We start from the raw sequence: 18,519 nt of genomic DNA, 5'->3' as shown, positions 1-18,519 counted from the left end.
GGTTCATTGGTTTTGCGTTGTGTGGTAGGCTCGGCACAGGCGTAAACGTGAAGGCCGACCACCTCGAAAGAGGCGTGCCCTATCCATCCGAGACACAACGGGTTGGGGGTAATCCAGGGGAAACCAGGGGCGTGAACGCTGAGCTGCGAGGGTAAGTAATAGCCCGTACTCCGGGCCTCCGAGACCAGCGAACCAGAACACATCCGCATGCGCGGATGTGGAAAGAGTTCGTACGTCGGGAGGTGACCGGTTCGATGACCACGCTGCAGCAGCCACAACACCCTGTGCTCGGGGCCGTGGTCGCGATCACCGCCTCGCTTGGCCGGGTTGCGGAGGCGAATCCGTCGTTCATGGCCACCGAGCAGAAGGCCGCCACCCTGGTCGAGATTGCCCGGGCCAAGGCCCAGTTGGCGGAGCTCGAGCTGCGGGTGCTCGCCACCGCCGACGACGTCGCCGCTGACAATGCGGCCCGGGACGTGGCGGCCTGGCTCCATCACCACACCCACCAGCGCCCCGAGACCCTGCGCGCCGACCTGCGACTCGCAGAAGCCCTCGACCGGACCTATCACCAGGTCGCCGCCGCGATGCGCGCCGGCGGCTGCAACCCGGCCCAGGCCCACGTCATCGTCGACGCCCTCGACGACCTCCCCGCGGACCTCGATCCCGAGATCAAGACCAAGGCCGAAGAAGCGCTGGTCGCCTACGCAACCCAGTTCGACCCCACCCAACTGCGCCGCCTGGGGCGCCGGATCCTGGATCTCATCGCCCCCGAGATCGCCGAGGCCGAGGAAGCGAAACGGCTCGCGGCGGAGGAAGCCCACGCCCGGAAGAAGACCCGCCTGGCGATGCGGCGTCTTGGGGATGGCACCACCCGGATCTCCGCGGTCCTCCCGGACGCGGCCGCGGACCGGCTGGCCACCAACCTCGAGGCCTTTGCCTCACCCCGCCGCGACGACGGCACCCGCACCGAGGCCGGTGACTACCTGCCCTACGACCGACGGCTGGGCCGGGCGTTCTGCCAAAATGCTCGAAACACTCGACCCCACCAGGCTCCCGATCCACGGCGGGGACGCGACCACGGTGATCGTGACCATCGATATCGACCAGCTCCGCAAGGAAGCCGGCATCGCCCAGATCCTCGGCGGTACCCCGATCACCGCAGCCGAGGCCCGCCGCCTGGCCTGCACCGCAGGCATCATCCCCGCCGTCCTCGGGGGTTCGTCCGAGGTCCTCGACTTCGGCCGTAAGGAACGCTTCTTCACCGCCGCCCAACGCCGAGCCCTGCTGCTGCGCTCGGCGACCTGTGAGGCCGAGGGCTGTGACATCCCCGGCACCTGGGCCGAGGCCCACCACTGGATCGAATGGGCCCAAGGCGGCCCGACCGATCTCGACAACGCCGCCCTGCTCTGCTCCCATCACCACCACCGCGCCCACGACGCGGCGTACCTCCACGAACGACTACCCAACGGCGACATCCGCTTCACCAGACGCAGATGAGCCGACTCATCGAGCAGAATCATCGCGACCCGTCGGCTTCAAGCGGCGCGGACTCACGCCCGATAGTGGCGGAGCGTAACCTCCGCCCAGTGGCAGTGAACAGGACTCCTGGACCCCGCGTCGTGATGATGTGCGGGCCAGGTGGTGCAGGAAAGACCACCTATGCCAAGCGCCTCGAGCGCGAGGGCTGGACGCGTTTGTCGTTCGAGGTGGAGTTCTGGGATCGCGGAATCACGACGATGCCCTCCGCCGAAGTGGTCGCCGAGGTGGCAGCAGACCTGAAGGCGCGCTTGCTGCGCCATGTCGCTGCGGGGAACGATGTCGTGCTCGACTTCGGATTCTGGTTCCGGCGACAACGCGATGAGTTCCGCGCCCTACTCGCACCCCAAGGCATCGTGCCGGAGACTGTCTACATCGCGACGAGTCTCGAGATCATCCTGGGCCGAGTCGGTGACCGACACGGCAGGTGTGCGGACGATTGGCCACTCACCGAGCAGACGGCGACTGAATACTTCGAGAGGTTCGAGCCGCCGACACCCGAGGAGGGACCGCTCACGGTGGTCCGCTAGGCAGTGTGAGTGCGGTTCGCGCGCTGGGCTGATGACGGCACCTGGTTGAAGGCTCGGACCCACGAGGAAGGTCCGAGCCTTCAACGTTCCACACCCACCCAACCGCGCCGCCCGGACTCAGGCCAGCTGGGTCACCTCGCGCCGGAACGGCACCTCGTCGTTGGAGGGCAGGACGGCGTCGAACTCCTCGGCCGCGCGGCGTCCGGACCAGACGGCGGCCGCGATGGTGCCGGGGCCCCAGGAGTCGCCGATGCCGCGTACGGAGGCGATCTCGCCTGCGTCGCGACGGGCGAGCAGATCGAGGTAGAGCTCCTCGCGCGGGAGGCGGGCGGTGACCATGACGACGGCGTCGCAGTCGAGGTCGCGCTCGACGCCGGCATAGACATCCTTGACCCGGACACCGCCGGCCCCGACTGACATGACCGCGTGGTCGGTCACGCGGGTGATGCCGTTCTCGATCAGCCGGCGCTGGATCCGGTTGACCTCGAAGGTGTTGTTGGTCCACGACGACACCTGCGAGCCGGTGGTGACGATCGAGACGTCGTAGCCCTTCTGCGCGAGCAGCTCGGCGACGACGCCGCCCAGGTAGTAGTGGTCGTCGTCGTAGACGACCACCTTCTTGCCATCGGGCAGCCGGCCGGCGAAGAGGTCGTCGGGGCCGAGCACCTGAGCGCCTTCGGCGATCGGCATGGCGGTGGTGTGGAAGCGCGCGACCCCGTCCGTACGCCAGGTGGCACCGGTCGCGGTGATGACGTGCTCGAAGCCGAACTCGACGATGTCTTCGCCGGCCATCGGGCTCTCGCGGTAGATCTCGACGTTGGGGAGGTCGGCGAGGACGGCCTCGCGGTACTCCTTGACCCGGCCCCAGGCGGAGAGACCCGGCAGCTTCGACTCGGCCGTCACCCGGCCGCCGAGGTCGCGGCCGGCCTCGGCCAGCACGACGTCGTAGCCGCGTACGCCGAGCGCCCGTGCCGCCTCCAGGCCGGAGGGACCGGCGCCGACGACGAGGATGCGGGAGTCGCTCTCCTTGGCGCGGATCCGCTCCGGGTGCCAGCCGCGGCGCCACTCCTCCCCCATGCTCGGGTTCTGGGTGCAGCGGATCGGCGACATGGTGAGGTCGCCGGAGACGCAGATGTTGCAGCCGATGCACTCGCGGATCAGGTTGAGCCGGCCGTCGCGGATCTTGTTCGGCAGGAACGGGTCCGCGATCGACGGGCGCGCGGCGCCGATCAGGTCGAGGATGCCGGCCTTGACCTGACGCACCATCGCGTCCGGCGAGGTGAACCGGCCGACGCCGACGACGGGCTTGGAGGTCAGGTTCTTCAGCCCGGCGACGAACTCCTCCTGGCGTCCCTCGGGGGCGAACCGCGAGGTGACCGAGTCGCCCTCCCAGCTGCCCATCGCGAAGTCCCACAGGTCCGGCAGCTCGCCGAGCTCGCGCAGCACGCCCTCGATGTCCTCGCGGGTGATGCCGCCGTCGATCTCCTCCTCGACCGTGATCCGGCAGGCCACTGCGGCCCGCCCGGCGACCTCCTCGATGGTGTCCTCGAGGAGGTCGCGCAGCAGTCGCATCCGGTTCTCGAGCGAGCCGCCGTACGCGTCGGTGCGGTTGTTGTAGCGCCGCGAGAGGAAGTGGTGCGGGGCGCCGTAGCCGTGGGCGCCGTAGACGTAGACGACGTCGTAGCCGGCCTCGAGCGAGCGGCGTACGGCATTGCGGTGCCAGCGCCGCAGATCCTCGATGTCCTGCAGCGACATGGCCCGGGCCTGGACCGGCGCGATCGTGTCGGGAGCGACCGGGAGGTGCGCGGGCCCGAGCGGGGTCTCGCGGCTGAGCTGGTTCGGCGCGTTCATCCCGTTGTGCGCGAGCTCGATGCCGGCCAGGCCGCCGCCCTCGTGGATCGCGTCGGCGATCCGCTTGAGCGCGGGCAGGTCCTGGTCGTCCCAGATCCGCAGCTCGATGAACGGGGCGATGTCGGAGGTCGCGTGGATCTCCACCTGCTCGGTGCACACCACCGACCAACCGCCCTCGGCCTTGATCTTGCGCATCGCCGCCTGCGCGCTGGGGTCGCGGTAGCCCATGCCGTTGCAGTGGGGCACCTGGTAGAAGCGGTTTTTCGTGGTGAACGGCCCGATCTGCACGGGCTCGAACAGGATGTCGTACGGGGCGGCCACGGGCTTCTGCCCAGCGGTCTGCTCGGTCATCGGGTGGGCTCCTCGGTGGGAACGGACTGGACGGGGGCGCCGACCTCGGCGCGGACGCGGGCACCGCGGACGTACCCGATGCCGCACAGCAGGAGCAGGCAGCCGAGGGTGCCGAGCGTGAAGACCTCGAAGGTCACCTGGCTCACGCCCCAGATCTCCTTGAACGGGTACGCCTCGCCGAAGAGCCGCTCGAGGGTGCCCGGGAACACCGCCACCCACGAGCCGAGCAGGACCCAGGCGAAGGCCACCCAGCCGAGCACCGCGAAGCCGCGGTCGGAGACGGGGACGCGGAAGGGGCGCGGGCGGTCGGGGTAGCGGGTACGCAGCCGGATCGCGGCCGGGATGACGAGCAGGTAGCTGAGCAGGAAGGTGGAGATCGAGATGGTGAGGACGACACCGAAGATCGAGGCGCCCGAGCCGGTCACCTGCATCGCGACGAGCAGGAACACCGTGGCCACGACACCGGAGAGCATGTTGACCCGCACCGGCGTACCGAGACCCTCGTGGAAGCGGCCGAAGAACCCGCCGAAGAACGAGCCGTCGGCCGCGGTCATCGCCTGCATCCGGTCGGAGATGATCATCCACGCCGCGCCCTGGCTCATCAGGATGTAGACGAAGACGACGGCGGTGAGCGTGAGCAGCGGCTCGGCCGCGGCGCCGTAGACGGAGTAGACGGTGCCGACGGCGTCGAGGAGGCCGCCGATGCCGGTGATGTCGCCGCTGGGGACGACGAGCAGGATCGCGAAGATCGGCACCAGGTAGCAGACCGCGGCGGTCGCGCAGGAGCGGAAGATCGAGACCGGTACGTCGCGGGCCGGGTTCTCCATCTCACCGGCGGCGCTGTTGGAGGACTCGAAGCCGAGGTAGGCGAAGAGCAGGATCGGGACCGACCCGAACAGGCCGAGCAGGGTCGGGCTGAAGTCGCTGCCGCTGAGGTCGACGACGCCGTTCTTGGCGGCGTAGATGGCCGTGGTCAGCACGAAGAAGGCGAGCAGGCCGACCTTGAGGATCGCCCCGCTGGTCGGCAGCCACTTGCCCTTGGCGAGGCTGGCGATCGCGGCGACCACGGTGATCCAGATGAAGACGATCTTGAACAGGTAATCGCCGAGCGAGCCGTGCTCGAGCGGGGTGATGTAGACGCTCACGGTTTCGGCGGCGAGGAAGGCCATCGAGCCGCCGACCCACACCGGCTGGGTGATCCAGGTCAGGATCGCGGCCACCGCCGCGGCCGGGCGCCCGAAGGCGTCCCGGACCCAGGTGTAGGCCCCGCCCTCCTCGCTGAACGCGGCGCCGGTCTCGGCGAAGATCAGGCCGTACGGCACGAGGAAGAAGACCGCGAGCACGAGCGCCCACGTGAACGCCTCGGCGCCGTAGAGCGAGACCTGCCCGAGGGTCTCGAGGCCGACGACGGCGGCGATGAGTAGGAAGACGATGTCGAAGCGCCGCAGCGTCTTGCGTAGATGTGACTGTTGCTCGGCCGCGAGGGCGGTCGGCTGGTTGGTCTGCGTCATGGTGTGTCCCTGGCTGGTCGGGCGGGAGGTCAGTGGTTGATCCAGACGGTCTTGAGACCGACGTACTTGTCGAGGGCGTGCAGCGAGAGGTCGCGCCCGAAGCCGGAGCCCTTGAACCCGCCGAACGGGGTCCAGGCGCTGAAGGCGTCGACGCCGTTCACGGTCACGGTGCCGGCGTGGATCCGCTCGGCGAGCCGGTGTGCGCGGCTCAGGTTGCTGGTCGCGACCGAGGCGGCCAGGCCGTACGGGGTGTCGTTGGCGAGCGCGACCGCCTCGTCCTCGGTGTCGAAGGCAGTGACCGCCAGGACCGGCCCGAAGACCTCCTCGCGAGCGAGGGTGTCGGCCGGGTCGACGTCGTCGAAGACGGTGGGCTGGACGTAGCAGTCGCTGCCGTCGCGGGTGATCCGCTGACCGCCGGTGACCAGGCGCGCGTCCGAGGTCTTGGCCTCATCGACGAACTGCATGATCCGGTCGGTCTGCTCGGGCGAGACGATCGCGCCCATCCCGGCGGCCGGGTCGAGCGGGTCACCTGGGGCGTACGCCGCGGCCTCCTTCGCGACGAGGTCGACGAACTCCTCGTGGACCTCACGCTGGACCAGGACGCGCGAGTGCGCCGAGCAGACCGCGCCCTGGTTGAACCAGATGCCGAAGGCGGTCTGCTTGGCCGTGGCTGCGAGGTCCTCGGCGTCCGCGAAGACGACGTGGGGGCTCTTGCCGCCGCACTCGAGCCAGACCTGCTTGAGGTTCGACTGGCCGGCGTACTGCAGGAAGTACGCGCCGACCTCGGTCGAGCCGGTGAACGCGAGCACGTCGACGTCGGGGTGCAGGCCGAGCGCCCTGCCGGTGGTCTCCCCCAGTCCGGGGACGACGTTGAGGACGCCGTCAGGGATCCCGGCCTCGGCGGCGAGCTCGGCGATCCGCAGCGCCGAGGACGGCGACTGCTCGGCGGGCTTGAGCACGACGCTGTTGCCGGCGGCCATCGCCGGGGCGACCTTCCAGGCGAGCATGTCGACCGGGTAGTTCCACGGGACGACCGCGCCGACGACGCCGAGCGGGACGCGGCGGACGAGGGCTGTCGTGCCCGGCGGGGTGGGGGCGACCTCGTCGTTGATCTTGTCGATCGCCTCGGCGTAGTAGCGGAACAGGTTCACCGAGAACGGCAGATCGAGGTCGTACGCATCCACCACCCGCTTGCCCATGTCGAGCGAGTCCAGGACCGCGAGTTCGGCGGCATGGTCGGCGAGGAGGTCGGCGAAGCGGAGCATCCGCTCCCGGCGGAAGGCGACACCCGCCCGCGACCAGCCCCCGTCGTCGTACGCGGCGCGTGCCGCACGCACGGCCTCGTCGACTCCGGCGCTGCCGGCGTCGGCGACCTCGGCGAGCAGCGCGCCGGTGGCGGGGTTGCGGTTCTCGAAGGAGCCCTCCGCGGTGTCGACGGAACGGCCGCCGACGAACGGTCGAGTCGGGAGTCGGACCTCGGCGGCGATCTCTCGCCAGTCCTGGTGGGTACGCACAAGCAAGTCCTTTCTTTGCGCTTCACCGCAAATATGAGCCTCGCCACACCAGGTGTCAATCATTCGCCCGCAGATTTCACATACGCGTTACGGTTGAGCATGGCTCGACGCAAGGACCAGGCCGCTCGGCGCGAACATCTGACCGCGGCAACACTCACCGTGATTGCGGCCCACGGCTTGGCCGGCGCCACGATGAAGAACATCGCCGCGGAGGCCGGCATCTCACCGCGCCTGATCGCCTACTACTACCCCGAGCTCGACGGCCTCATCGAGGCCGCCCATCAGGCCGCGACCGACCGCTACTACTGGTCCCGGCAGCGCGCGATCGAGGGCGACCTCTCTCCCGCGGAGAAGCTCGGTCGCCTGATGTACTCGGGTCTTCCCCGAGGTGAGGACCTCCTCCTGAGCCAGGTCCTCGACGAGATCTCGGTCAACGCGAGCCGCAGCCCGATGCACGCGACCCTGATGACGCTGCTCTTCGACCGCGAGGTGTCGCTCTACACCGCCGTCCTCGAGGTCGGGCGCGCGACCGGCGTCTTCACGCTGACCGACTCTGCCGAGGCGATCGCCCGCAACTTCGTCGCCCTCGAGGACGCCTTCGGCCTCCACCTGCTCGCCCACAACTCGTCGCTCACCCTCGAGCGCGCCGAGCAGCAGCTCGCCAGCTACGCCCACTCTGCCCTCGGCGTCCGAGTCACCCCGATCGACCCGGATTTGCCGAACGACGCAAAGAAACCGGGGCTACGAACCTGACGTCAGGCAGGCTCGACAGTCTTCACCATGACGCAGTTCTTCAGGCCCTTGGGCCGGTCGTAGGCGAAGCCGAGCCGCTCGTAAAGTCGACGGGTGCCGTTGTAGAGGAACGACGACGACACCTTCTTGGTCTGGTCGGTCAGGTCGTGCGGATAGCTCTCGACCCGTCCGCCACCAGCCTGGGCGATCTGCTCGAGCGCACCGGTGATGGCCAGCTCCGTCACACCCTGGCGCCGGTAGCGCTTGTCGACGAAGACGCAGGTGATCCGGTAGTCGGGATCCGCGGTCTTCGTCGCGTCGTACTGCTTGAGGTGATGGAGCGTGGGCAGCTCGACCGGGGTGCCGTACTCAGCCCATGCGACGGCCTCGTCCCCGTCCATCACCAGCGCGGCATGCGCCTCGCCCTTCTCGACGTAGGCCTTCTTCAGCGCCCGGTTCGCCTCAGCGCCTTGGCCGCGCTTCGGTCCGTCCGGATGGAACCAGATGCACCAGCAGCCGCCGAAGATCCCGTTGTGCCGCTGCACCAGCGCATCGAACGCCGGCCAGGTCTCAGGGCCGAGCGGCGCGATGGTGAACGACTCGGTAGCCATGCCGCCCACGGTATTCGATCCTGCACGTCCTGGGGCCTCAAGCTCGATACGCCCTACGCTCAACCCGGGTGAAAGAAAAATTTCTTCCACCCGCCAACGCCACCCCGGTCGAGGCGGCATCCTGCGCCGAACGAATTTTCGCCTTCGAGTGCTTCAGTCCTCGGCGCGGGCTCCGATGACGATCGGGCGGCCGGCGACGTACCCGGCGAAGACCTGGACGAGCGCGAGCCCCAGCAGGAGGGCGATCGGGACCGACCAGGAGCCGGTGGACTCGCGCAGCAGTCCGACGACGAACGGGCCGGCGGCAGCGAGCAGGTAGCCGATGCTCTGTGCCATCGAGGACAGCGCGGTGGTGCCGGCGGTGGTCGCGGTGCGGATGCTGAACAGGGTCAGGGCCACCGGGAAGACGGCGCCGCCGATGCCGACGAGCACCGCCCAGACCCAGGCGCCCGCAACGGGAGCGAGCCAGAGCCCGGCGAACCCGATCGCCAGCAGCGCGGTCAGGATGGCGATCAGGTGGCCCTGCGTGGATGCCCGGATCGCGAGTGTGGGCGCCAGGAAGAACACGGGTACGCCGACCAGGATGCTCACCGCGAGCAGCAGCCCCGCCGTCGCGTGACTGAAGCCAGCGTCGGCGTAGATGCTCGGCAGCCAGCTCATCACGACGTACGCGAACAGCGACTGGGTGCCGAAGACGACGGTCACGGCCCACGCCACCGGCTCACGCCACAGCGACACCCGGACCCCGTCACCTCGGCGCAGGCCGCGGTCGCGCAGGTGCGGCGCCCATGCCAGCAGGGCCAGCGCGGCGAGCACAGCCCAGATGCCGAGACCGATCCGCCAGCTTCCGGCCGCCTGGGCGATCGGCACCGTGACCCCGGCCGCGATCGCCGCGCCCAGCGACATCACGGCGCTGTAGGCACCGGTGACCGCGCCGACCCGGTTCGGGAAGCCTTCCTTGACCACGGCGGGAAGCAGCACGTTGGCGAGCGCGATGCCGGCACAAGCGACGAACGTGCCGGCGAGCAGCAGCCAGGGGTCACCGATCACCCGGACCAACAGCCCGGCCACCAGGAGGCCGAGCGCGACGCCGATGCCACGGTGCACGCCGAGCCGGCGCGCAAGCGTCATGCCCGTCGCGCCGACGACCGCGAAGCACAGCACCGGCAGCGAGGTCAGGAAGGCACGGGTGCCGGCCGAGAGCCCGTCGAGACTGTCGAGCAGGGCACCGAGGGACGTGATGCCCCCGCGCAGGTTGGCAGCGACCAGCAGGACCGCGATCAGCAGCCACATCGTCGACCGAACGGCTGTGTTCGACGACGGGGACTCGGGGCGGGACTGGAGGCGGGGGTTCACACCCTCTAGGATGCCAGACGTCGGATGATTGGATGAAAGGACGGCACGTGCCGCTCTCCACCACCACGCCTCGCTCCCTGGTCGACCAGGCGATCGACGGAATGCGCGCGCTGCTTGCCGACGGCGAGTGGGCCGTCGGCGCCCGCATCCCGCCCGAGCCAGAGCTCGCCGCGGCGCTCGGCGTCAGCCGCAACACGGTCCGCGAGGCCGTACGGGCGCTGGCCCACGCCGGCGTGCTGGAGGTGCGACGCGGGGACGGGACGTACGTCGCGGCCTCCAACGAGGTGGCCGCGATGATGCGTCGTCAGGTCGGCCGGGTCGACCTGGCGCACGTCCTCGAGGTCCGCCACGCGATCGAGACCCGCGCCGCGGCACTGGCAGCCGAGCGTCGTACCGAGGACGACCTTCGATCCCTCACCGCCATCATGGAACGGCGCGCCACCGCCGTCGCGGCCGGGGACGCCGACGCCTTCGCCGAGGCCGACGCGGAGTTCCACCTCGGCGTGGTCACCGCGACCCACAACCCGCTCCTCATCGAGCTCTACGCCGGCTTCGAGGACACCCTGCGCGCGACCATCCACCTCGTCGACGAGACGCCCGAGATCGCCGACGAGCACGTCGCCGTCTTCGACGCCATCCGCGCCCAAGACGCCGATGCCGCCGCGGCCGCCGTCACGGGTCTGCTCCACACGCTCGCCCGCTGACGCCGGACCCAGGTCAGCGCTCGTCGGCTGCTCCGATCAGGACGTCTAGTGAACATGGGTAGGTCTATCCGACACACGTTCGGATAGACCTACCCAGGTTCACTCTGATCAAGGCCCCATTACTCACGATCTACCGAATGCAAGGTAGGTGCCTCAGAACGCACCTTTGCGCTCGTCACTCCTTCTAGAGTCGCCACGACTTGGAGGAGGGAACGATGGCGACCAACGGCGTCTTCTGCCTGGAAGGTGAGTGGGACGCGGACCTGCGCAAACGCACCAGTGTCCTGCCCGTCCTAGAACTACTGGAGCGCCTCCGCGCGATTAAGGCGATCCATCGGAAGGTCGCCACTACCGGCGAGGTCGAGCACTACCTCAACCTATGGAGCCAAGCCCGGTACGACGACTACCCCGTCCTCTACCTGGCGGCTCACGGCTACAAGGGCTCGCTCAGCTGGTCGAACCGCAACGACACCAGTCTCGACGACCTGGCCAAAATTCTCGGTGAGACTGCGACCAACTGCTACATCCACCTCGGCTCATGCCTTACGCCGTCCAACGAGAAGCAAGCCCGCGCGTTTGTCGAGAAGACGGGCGTGCGAGCCCTGCTCGGTTTCCGCGCCGAGGTCGACTGGATCGAATCAGCGGCGTTCGAGACGCTCCTCCTGCCAATGCTTGCCGAGTATGCGCCTACCAAACGAACAGCCAAGACCTTCTTCAACACGATCATGGGCCTGCAGAGCGACCTCGCCCGGCGCCTGAAGTTCGTCATGGTCACTGCTGACGGAACTCTGCGAGGCCAGGACTGGTCGTCACCCGTCAAGAGCCCCGCCGGCTTGGTCCCATGAGCGCGGGCCCCGAGTGGACAGCGCTGCTATCCGTCACGCGCTTCACCACAGGCACGTTGTCCCGCGGTGAGATCCCGCGTTCTCCGGGCGTGTACGCCTGGTTCCACGACGGCGAGTGCGTCTACGTGGGAAAGGCCAGCAACCTGCGGAGGCGAATCGGTACGCACCTCAGCACCTCCTTGGACCGGAGCCGCAGCACCCTTCGTGCCTCCGTCGCAGTCAAGACGCTCGGCGTTACCCGCAAGCACGCCCGCAGCCGACCGACGCTGATGACCGCAGAGCAGATCGCTGTCGTGACCGCGTGGTTCGCGACCGCCGAGGTCAGCTGGCTCGAGTGCGAGACACGCGACGAGGCTCACGCCCTCAAAGGTCGACTCCGAGAGAGCTGGATGCCCGAGATGAACCTGACCTGACGACAAACGTCGGCGTCACGAGGGAGTGGCGCCCTACCATCGCCGCATGATCGAGTTCGTCAAGCTGATCGTCGACGTGGTTCTCAAGGCCGTTCCGGGCATCGTGAGCAGGAACGAACGCGACAAGGCGGCATATCTCGGAGCGGATCTGTTCCTCCTCTACGTACAGATCAATGACGTGCTCGTGCGGGCCGAGGAGATCGTGACCCAGATGGAGCGCTATGACCGGGCTTCGGACATGGAGCTCGACACGGCGCGTGGGGCGCTGCTCGAGCTGGTGCCGCAGCAGATCTCCGACATCCGGGTGATCACCGAGCGTCTCCGGGAGCTGGACTGGGAGCTCAAGGTGCTCGACGGTCGGTCCTTCGTCGCCCTAGACTTCCTCCTCGGTGTCAAGACCTCCGCGTTGGACGTGCTCTCGCGCGCGCTCGACCTCGGCCACCTTCCCCTGGGAACAACGAGCGTCGAGGTCGACGAGAAGGGGATCCGCTGGCCGACGCTCCGGCCGACGTTGCACGCGCGCCTAGTGATGATCGACAACCTTCATGACGAGCTCGGCCGGGACAACCCCACCCGAGACGACGAGGTACGTCGCATCCGGGTCTATCTCCGGCACCGGCAGCCGCGGGAGGAGATGCGGGCGATCCGCGAGAACCTGGAGACGCTGCGCGAGGCGATCGCGGCCAACTTCACCATCCAGGACATCTTGATTCGCGCCGGCGATCCACGTCTCGGCCGCAGGCGCCGGCTCCGTTAGTGGCCGGGAAGGTCGACCCGGATGAACTTCGGCCGGTACAGGAGCGGGTTGCGCAGGACCGCACCGAAGTCGGTGCTGTTGCGGCTGTAGGAGACGATCACCGAGCCGGGCTGCTCGAGGATGTCGGGGTGGGCCAGCGGCATGTAGCGGAGCTCGCCGCGTGCCACTCCGGAGGGAAGGGTGCCGACCGGTGGTTGCGCCCGGAACGGGCCGGTCGGTGACGGCGAGGTCCAGAAGACGAGGTCGTCGCCGAGGAACTCGTCGCTCTTGCTGAACGCGTACCAGCGCCCGTCGCGCTCGAAGACGCTCAACGTCTGGGAGACGCCGTCGGCCGCAGGGATCAGCTCGCTCGAGGAGCCGGGGCGCTTGTTCCAGCCGCTGCCGTCCCAGTACGTCCAGCGGTCGAGGTCGGCGACATGGTCCGGTGCGACGCGGGCGACGTGCAGGGCGAAGCCGGTGCCGAGCGGCGGGTCGGGCTCGCGGGCGGTGCCGTAGAGGTAGAGCCACTCCCCCGACTCTGCCGCCGCGGCGCCCCACATCGGCCGGCGCGTGTCGGCGTCGTCGGCACCGATGTCGGTCACCGCGATCAGCTGCGGGACGCCCCCGTCCGGGACCACGAACTGGGCGATGGCCGGGCCGAGCGCCTCGAAGCCGAACGCGTCGTCGGAGTCGGTCGTACGCACCCGCTGCGCGGCCACCATGACGAGCGCGTATCCCGGCTTGTCGAGCGTGGTCACCGACATCGGCCAGTAGCCGACGCCGTCCTTCCGATCGGGGATGATGGCGCCACCGGACTCCGGGAGGACGACCTGCAGGCAGTCGGGCTCGACGAGCAGCATCGAGTTACGTACGAAGCCGGCACCGGAGAACTTCTTGGCCCGCAACGTGTCACCGAACATCCAGATACTCCGCCCGTCACTCAGATGGGCGCTCACCCCCACGTCGCCGCCCTGGAGCGCCGGCTCGGCGCGAAGCCTGGTAATCCGGTTGAGATCGCCGACATCCTCGACAGGGCCCGCGGGGACGCACTGGGTCGTCGAGGCGAGGCTGGCCAGCGGGCGCGGCACGGCTTCGCTGTGCAGCGCGGAGGTCAGCGCGGTCGCGAGCATCGTCAGGCAGGTGGCCGAGGCCAGGACCAGACCGAGGTTTCGCCGCCACGACCGCACCTCCGCGAGAGCGCCCGGGCGTTCGACGTCGACCCTGACCAGCCACCGCATCGCCACCAGCACCACCAGACCGAGCAGCGCCGACCCCGCGATGGTCACCACCGGTTGAGCGATCCCGGTGACACCGTCCCCGGTCGCCGCCCACAACAGCGACTCGCCGGCACCGGTGATCGTCCATCCGGAGCCGATCGCCCACACGTCCGCGAGCAGCAGCCGGTCCCCGGCGAGGAGGAGAGGTACGGGCCCGGCGACGATCAACGTCGCCGCGAGCAGCAACCCCGGCAACCCGCCGATGATCTCGCAGGCGAAGGTCAACGCACCCGCGGCGACCACCGTGGCAGCGAGCACCGACGCCACCAGCATGCGCTCCCCCGCCGGTGCCGGCCCGGCGAGCAACCAACCGCAGATGCCCGCTCCCAACGCCAGCGCGGCGAGGGCGGTCAGCCGCGCCAGGAGCCGAGGCAGCGTACGGGCGAACGGGCCCCACACGAGCGAGACGACGCACACCAGCAGGAAGCCGGCCAGCGCGGTCGCGAAGGTGACCCAGGACAGCGGCCGCGCCTCGAGCAGATCAGGCGGCGCAGCGAGCACGACCGTACGTCCCCGGGTCTTCTCGATCCGCTCGACCTCGGCCTGGATCGCACGTGCGAGCGCCGGCCGGTGTGCGGTGGCCAGACGCAGCTCGTCCTGGATGCCGGACAGGTCGATGTCGAGCTCCGCGACGACGTCACCGCGCTCCAGCAGCGCTGCCGCCTCGGCCCGGCTGTCGACAGCGCCCGCCGAGAACGGACGCCCCGGGACCGCGTTGACCTGCTTCACGAGCGGAACGGTGACGACATCGGGACCCACCAGGACCACCGGAGCCTCGTGGAGCTCTCCGGAGTCGGCGCGGAGCCCGGTGACGATCCAGCCCAGGGCGATCAGCACGAAGACAGCGCAGAGCACCACCTCGCGGCGACTGCCTGGTCGCACTGCTCATCACCGTCCTCGGTCACCGCGTCGCGCGGTTCATGAGGCCATGTAAGCAGTGCGACCGGGTAGGCCTAGTTCGGGGTGGCGCGCCAGCGCTGCGACGCCGCCGCGGTGTCGGTCTGCTGCACGACCAGCCCGTTGGCGCCGGCCGCCAGGCTGAGACCGCTGTGCTTGGCCGAGACCTTCAGTGCCGCACCGTCGGCCGCGATCACCCAACGTTGATTGGGCGTGCCCGTGCAGGTGTACTCCACGACCGGGTCGCCGCTCGTCTTCGAGCTGTAGGCGACGTCGGCGCACAGACCGGTGCCGGCGTTCTTCAGCTGGTAGCTGCCGTCGTCCTCGTTCCGGGTGACCACCCATTTCTGCGACGCCGCCGCGCCGACGGCCGACGTGGTCAGCTGACCGTTGCTGGTCGCACCGGCGGCGTCGAGCGCGAGCCCGGAGCCGACGTTGCCGAGCGAGTACTGGCCGTCCGCCAACGCCGGCGGCACGATCTCCTCGTTGCCGACCGTCATCGCGAACACGTGCACCGCGGCGTTGGAGGGAAGCGTGACCGCGGCGATCTCCTTGGCCGGGTCCGTGCGCAGGGTCTTGGTGAACAGGCGGTAGGAGACAGTCGGGTACGCCGGTCCGCTCGGCGTGTTCTTCCCGAGCGTGGTGACTGCCACCTTGGCGCCATAGCTGTCGGTCGCCGCGCAGCACCAGTTGGGGAAACCGAGCGTCCCGGTGCTCGAGGTGCCGTCGGTGTAGTGCACGGTCGCCTTCTCTGCTGCCGAGAGGCTGGTGCCGGTCCCCAGGAAGGCCAGCGCGTTGCCCTTGCCGCTGATCCGGATGGTCTCGCCGCCGGAGGCGACGTTGTCCTTGGTGCCCGGTTCCGAGTCCGGCCAGATGAAGTCGAAGCCGTTCGCGTTCACCGTCGCACCGGGAGTGACGCCCTTCTCGGCGAGCTTGCCGGCGAGGAAGCTGCTGCCTCCGCCGTCGATGTCGCCCGGTCCGGGATCCTCGGCCCTGGTGACGCCCACGTTGTTGAACGCCGAGGCCAGGTCCGGATGGGCGACCGTGGTCGTGGCTGAGTCGGTCACGGCGTACGTCCGGTCGTGGGCGACGTAGGTCGCGGTCGTGTCGATCTTGACCCGGCCGGGTGAGGCGTCCGCCGGTGGCGTGACGCTGAACGTCGCGGTGCGGGAGGCACCGGGCGCGAGGGACCCCGACACTGCAGCACCCGGGCGTACGTCCCAGCCCTCAGGTGCGGCGGCCGTGATCGAGTCGAGCTGGACGCGGGAGCCGGTGTCGTTGGTGAAGGTGGCGCTGACCTCCGAGGCCTCGCCGGCGACCGCGATCGCGGCGGTGGCGGCGTCCAGGGTCACGTTGCGGTCGGCCGGGTGGCCACCGCCGACCGCCGAGGACCCGTTCAGCGCGACCACAGCCCCCGAGGAGGTGGACAGCTTCCCGGTCTTCACATGCGTCACACCGGCCGCAGAGTCGTGGAACCATCCGGTCGCCGCGCCCTCCAGCTCCTCCTTCGAGCCCCGCTGAGGCAGCTCCTCGCCGGACAGCTCCACGCTGCCCGGTTCGGCATCGGAGTGCACGCTGAGCCCGTACTCGCGCGAGGCGGGCTTGCCGGCGTACGAGCCATCGACCTCGCCCAGCCGCACCACGACCCGGCCGCGACCCTGCTCAGGGGCGTTGACCTCGAACTTCTGGGTGGCGGACTCGCCCGAGGCGTGCGCCTGGCTGCGCCCGTCGTCCTCGTAGTTCACGAACGACGAGGCACCCTGCGGGTAGATGTCCAGGTCGAGGCGGCCCGACTTCTTGCCCTGCTGCCAGTCGAGCGTGCCCTCGGGGAACTGCGGCACGACCGCGCCGGCGCGTACGAAGAGCGGCAGCGTGTCCAGCGGAGCCTTGTAGCCGTCGATCGTGGTCGGTCCCTGCTGGACCCGGCCGCTCCAGTAGTCGACCCAGGTGCCTTCGGGGAGATAGATCCCGTCGCGGGTCGTGGCGTCCTCGTAGACCGGCGCGACCAGGAAGTCGTCACCGGCGAGGAACTCGTACTTGACCGCGTCGCCCCAGGTCTTCGGGTCCTCGGGGTAGTTGAGGTAGAGCGGCTTGACCGCTCCCACGCCGTTGCGGTTGGCCCGCATCGTGTGCGTGTAGAAGTAGGGAAGCAGCCGCTCGTGCAGGCTCAGGTACTTCCGGTTGATCGAGGTGTACGGCTCGCCGTAGCGCCACGGCTGCTTGTCCGAGGCCGCCCACCCGCTCATCAGGTAGGTCATCGGCAGGAACATCTTCCACTGCATGTCACGGACGTACGTCTCGGCGCTGCCGCCGAAGATGCCGTCGACGTCGCCGGTGGCGAGGTGCTGGCCGGACATGGTGGAACCGGCGTACGTCGGGATCTGCCAGCGGATGTAGTCCCAGCTTCCGGACTGGTCGCCGCTCCAGACCGCGGCGCAGCGCTGGGTGCCGGCCCAGCCCTCGACGGTGAGGACGGTCGAGCGGTCGGTGCTGTTGGTCTCGATGCCGTCGCGGGCCTGCTCGCAGGCGTCGAGCGCGAAGCGGTAGCCCGGGCCGACCCAGGCGACGTCGGTCTTGCGGACGCGTACGCCTGCCTTGACCTCGGTCTCCTGCTCGGTCAGGTCGTCCTCGGTCCACAGGCCGAGCTCGGCGCCGTGGTCGTTCAGCATGTCGCCGGTCTCGGCCAGGTCCTCGTAGCCGCAGCCGTAGCCGTCGTTGACCAGCATCCAGCCCAGCGGCAGGTCGTGCTCGGCGTAGCCCTCCGCGATCGCGGTCGAGTCACGGAGGGTCTCGCGCTCGCCACGGTTGGCGTTGTGGAGGTAGCAGGCGGCGTCGCCGACCTCCAGGGCGTACATCGGAACCGCGACCGGCCGACCGGTCAGCTCGGTGTAGGAGTCGATGACGCGCTCGGCGTCACCGACGAAGTAGTAGGCGTCGAAGCGCTGCTCGTCGTGGGTGGTCGTGGTCGGCGCGCCGAAGTCGTAGCTGCCGGCCGCGAAGGTGTTGCGCAGGACCCCGTAGCCACGGGAGGAGACGTAGAACGGCACCGCGTTCGGGTTGCCGCCGTCGTTCCAGTTGAAGTCGCGCGAGATCTTGATCGTCTCGCCGCGGTGGCTGAACCGGCCGTTCTGCATGCCGCCGCCGAAGAACTGCTCCTCGGCGCCGCGCTCCAGGTGCTGTGCGGTGCTCTTCTCGTCCCAGGTCAGCGGCGAGGCCTCGGCCATCAGCACCTTCCCGTCCGGGTCGGTGAGGCGCAGGGTGATCGGCTGCTTGGTCACGGTGAGCACGGCCTCGTCGGTGCTGATGACGTACGCCGCGCCGGTCTCCTTCACCTCCGACTGTCCGCCGGGGTAGTCGCGCTTGACGACGATGTCGGCGTCGGGAGCGCCAGGCTCGGTGGGGTCGTCGTTGGCAGGGTCGGTGAACTCGCCGTTCGGGGCCAGGCGTACGCGCACCATGTCGGCGTCCTCGAAGGTCACGCGCAGTGCGGCCTCGCCGGACTCGAAGGTGTAGCTGTCGCCGTCGCGCTCGAAGCCGGTGACGTCGCCGAGCTCGCTCGGCTCGGCAGCCACAGAGCTGACCGGGCTGAGCGCGACCAGAGCGGCGGCGAGAGCCACCCCCGGGACCAACAAGCGTCGGATTGAGTGATTGAACA

At 69.3% G+C, this 18,519-nt stretch carries 14 protein-coding genes and 1 pseudogene; 8 read left to right on the top strand and 7 right to left on the bottom strand.

What is annotated here, in order from left to right:
- Nucleotides 1–215: 215 nt before the first annotated feature.
- The 3 genes and pseudogenes from ABTW65_RS25015 to ABTW65_RS25005 form a co-directional block, all read left to right on the top strand.
- A pseudogene (locus ABTW65_RS25015) lies at nucleotides 216–905 on the top strand (DUF222 domain-containing protein); the annotation flags it as partial.
- A gap of 118 nt (nucleotides 906–1,023) precedes the next feature.
- On the top strand, nucleotides 1,024–1,497 hold the full coding sequence (locus ABTW65_RS25010) for an HNH endonuclease signature motif containing protein (RefSeq protein WP_350665220.1): 474 nt from the start codon (nucleotides 1,024–1,026) through the stop codon (nucleotides 1,495–1,497).
- Between the two features lie 89 nt (nucleotides 1,498–1,586).
- Nucleotides 1,587–2,066 (top strand): P-loop nucleotide/nucleoside kinase family protein, encoded by a 480-nt coding sequence (locus ABTW65_RS25005; protein WP_350665218.1) that lies wholly within the window; start codon nucleotides 1,587–1,589, stop codon nucleotides 2,064–2,066.
- 117 nt (nucleotides 2,067–2,183) lie between these two features.
- On the opposite strand, the gene ABTW65_RS25000 is transcribed toward ABTW65_RS25005, so the two are convergent.
- From ABTW65_RS25000 to ABTW65_RS24990, 3 genes are read right to left on the bottom strand one after another with little or no spacing between them, the layout of a single operon-like run.
- Entirely contained in the window at nucleotides 2,184–4,268 is a 2,085-nt protein-coding gene (locus tag ABTW65_RS25000) for an oxidoreductase (protein WP_350665216.1), read from the bottom strand.
- Nucleotides 4,265–5,779: an APC family permease gene (locus tag ABTW65_RS24995; protein WP_350665215.1), complete on the bottom strand. Its 1,515-nt coding sequence runs from the start codon at nucleotides 5,777–5,779 to the stop codon at nucleotides 4,265–4,267. The genes ABTW65_RS25000 and ABTW65_RS24995 overlap by 4 nt, the downstream gene beginning before the upstream one ends.
- 29 nt (nucleotides 5,780–5,808) lie before the next feature.
- Nucleotides 5,809–7,293 carry an aldehyde dehydrogenase gene (locus tag ABTW65_RS24990; protein ID WP_350665213.1) on the bottom strand — a complete coding sequence of 495 codons (1,485 nt, stop codon included), beginning with the start codon at nucleotides 7,291–7,293 and terminating at the stop codon, nucleotides 5,809–5,811.
- A gap of 99 nt (nucleotides 7,294–7,392) precedes the next feature.
- Here ABTW65_RS24990 and ABTW65_RS24985 point away from each other — a divergent pair, with 99 nt between their 5' ends.
- The gene (locus ABTW65_RS24985) at nucleotides 7,393–8,046 is read left to right on the top strand and encodes a TetR/AcrR family transcriptional regulator (RefSeq protein ID WP_350665211.1); all 654 of its coding nucleotides are present in this window, start codon (nucleotides 7,393–7,395) and stop codon (nucleotides 8,044–8,046) included.
- 2 nt (nucleotides 8,047–8,048) lie between these two features.
- On the opposite strand, the gene ABTW65_RS24980 is transcribed toward ABTW65_RS24985, so the two are convergent.
- Both ABTW65_RS24980 and ABTW65_RS24975 read right to left on the bottom strand, forming a co-directional pair.
- Nucleotides 8,049–8,636 carry a GNAT family N-acetyltransferase gene (locus ABTW65_RS24980; RefSeq protein ID WP_350665209.1) on the bottom strand — a complete coding sequence of 196 codons (588 nt, stop codon included), beginning with the start codon at nucleotides 8,634–8,636 and terminating at the stop codon, nucleotides 8,049–8,051.
- A gap of 153 nt (nucleotides 8,637–8,789) precedes the next feature.
- A complete protein-coding gene (locus ABTW65_RS24975; protein ID WP_350665207.1) occupies nucleotides 8,790–9,992 on the bottom strand; it encodes an MFS transporter in 1,203 nt (400 codons plus the stop codon).
- Nucleotides 9,993–10,039: 47 nt separating this feature from the next.
- On the opposite strand from ABTW65_RS24975, the gene ABTW65_RS24970 reads away from it, so the two are divergent.
- The 4 genes from ABTW65_RS24970 (at nucleotide 10,040) to ABTW65_RS24955 (ending at nucleotide 12,711) form a co-directional block, all read left to right on the top strand.
- Nucleotides 10,040–10,696, top strand: coding sequence for a FadR/GntR family transcriptional regulator (locus ABTW65_RS24970; RefSeq protein WP_350665204.1), 657 nt, complete (start codon nucleotides 10,040–10,042; stop codon nucleotides 10,694–10,696).
- 215 nt (nucleotides 10,697–10,911) lie between these two features.
- Entirely contained in the window at nucleotides 10,912–11,541 is a 630-nt protein-coding gene (locus ABTW65_RS24965; RefSeq protein ID WP_350665202.1) for a DUF6642 family protein, read from the top strand.
- Nucleotides 11,538–11,954: a GIY-YIG nuclease family protein gene (locus ABTW65_RS24960; protein WP_350665200.1), complete on the top strand. Its 417-nt coding sequence runs from the start codon at nucleotides 11,538–11,540 to the stop codon at nucleotides 11,952–11,954. The genes ABTW65_RS24965 and ABTW65_RS24960 overlap by 4 nt, the downstream gene beginning before the upstream one ends.
- Before the next feature lie 46 nt (nucleotides 11,955–12,000).
- Nucleotides 12,001–12,711, top strand: coding sequence for a hypothetical protein (locus ABTW65_RS24955; RefSeq protein ID WP_350665199.1), 711 nt, complete (start codon nucleotides 12,001–12,003; stop codon nucleotides 12,709–12,711).
- Here the strand turns inward: ABTW65_RS24955 and ABTW65_RS24950 are convergent.
- Entirely contained in the window at nucleotides 12,708–14,849 is a 2,142-nt protein-coding gene (locus ABTW65_RS24950; RefSeq protein ID WP_350665197.1) for a DUF5005 domain-containing protein, read from the bottom strand. The genes ABTW65_RS24955 and ABTW65_RS24950 overlap by 4 nt on opposite strands.
- A gap of 71 nt (nucleotides 14,850–14,920) precedes the next feature.
- Entirely contained in the window at nucleotides 14,921–18,481 is a 3,561-nt protein-coding gene (locus ABTW65_RS24945) for a TIM-barrel domain-containing protein (protein ID WP_350665195.1), read from the bottom strand.
- Nucleotides 18,482–18,519: the final 38 nt, after the last annotated feature.

This window comes from Nocardioides sp. NPDC127503 (assembly GCF_040302165.1).
In the GTDB taxonomy this organism is placed as follows: domain Bacteria; phylum Actinomycetota; class Actinomycetes; order Propionibacteriales; family Nocardioidaceae; genus Nocardioides.
The sequence above is the reverse complement of the archived record's forward strand: the minus strand, read 5'-3'. Positions and strand labels throughout refer to the sequence as shown.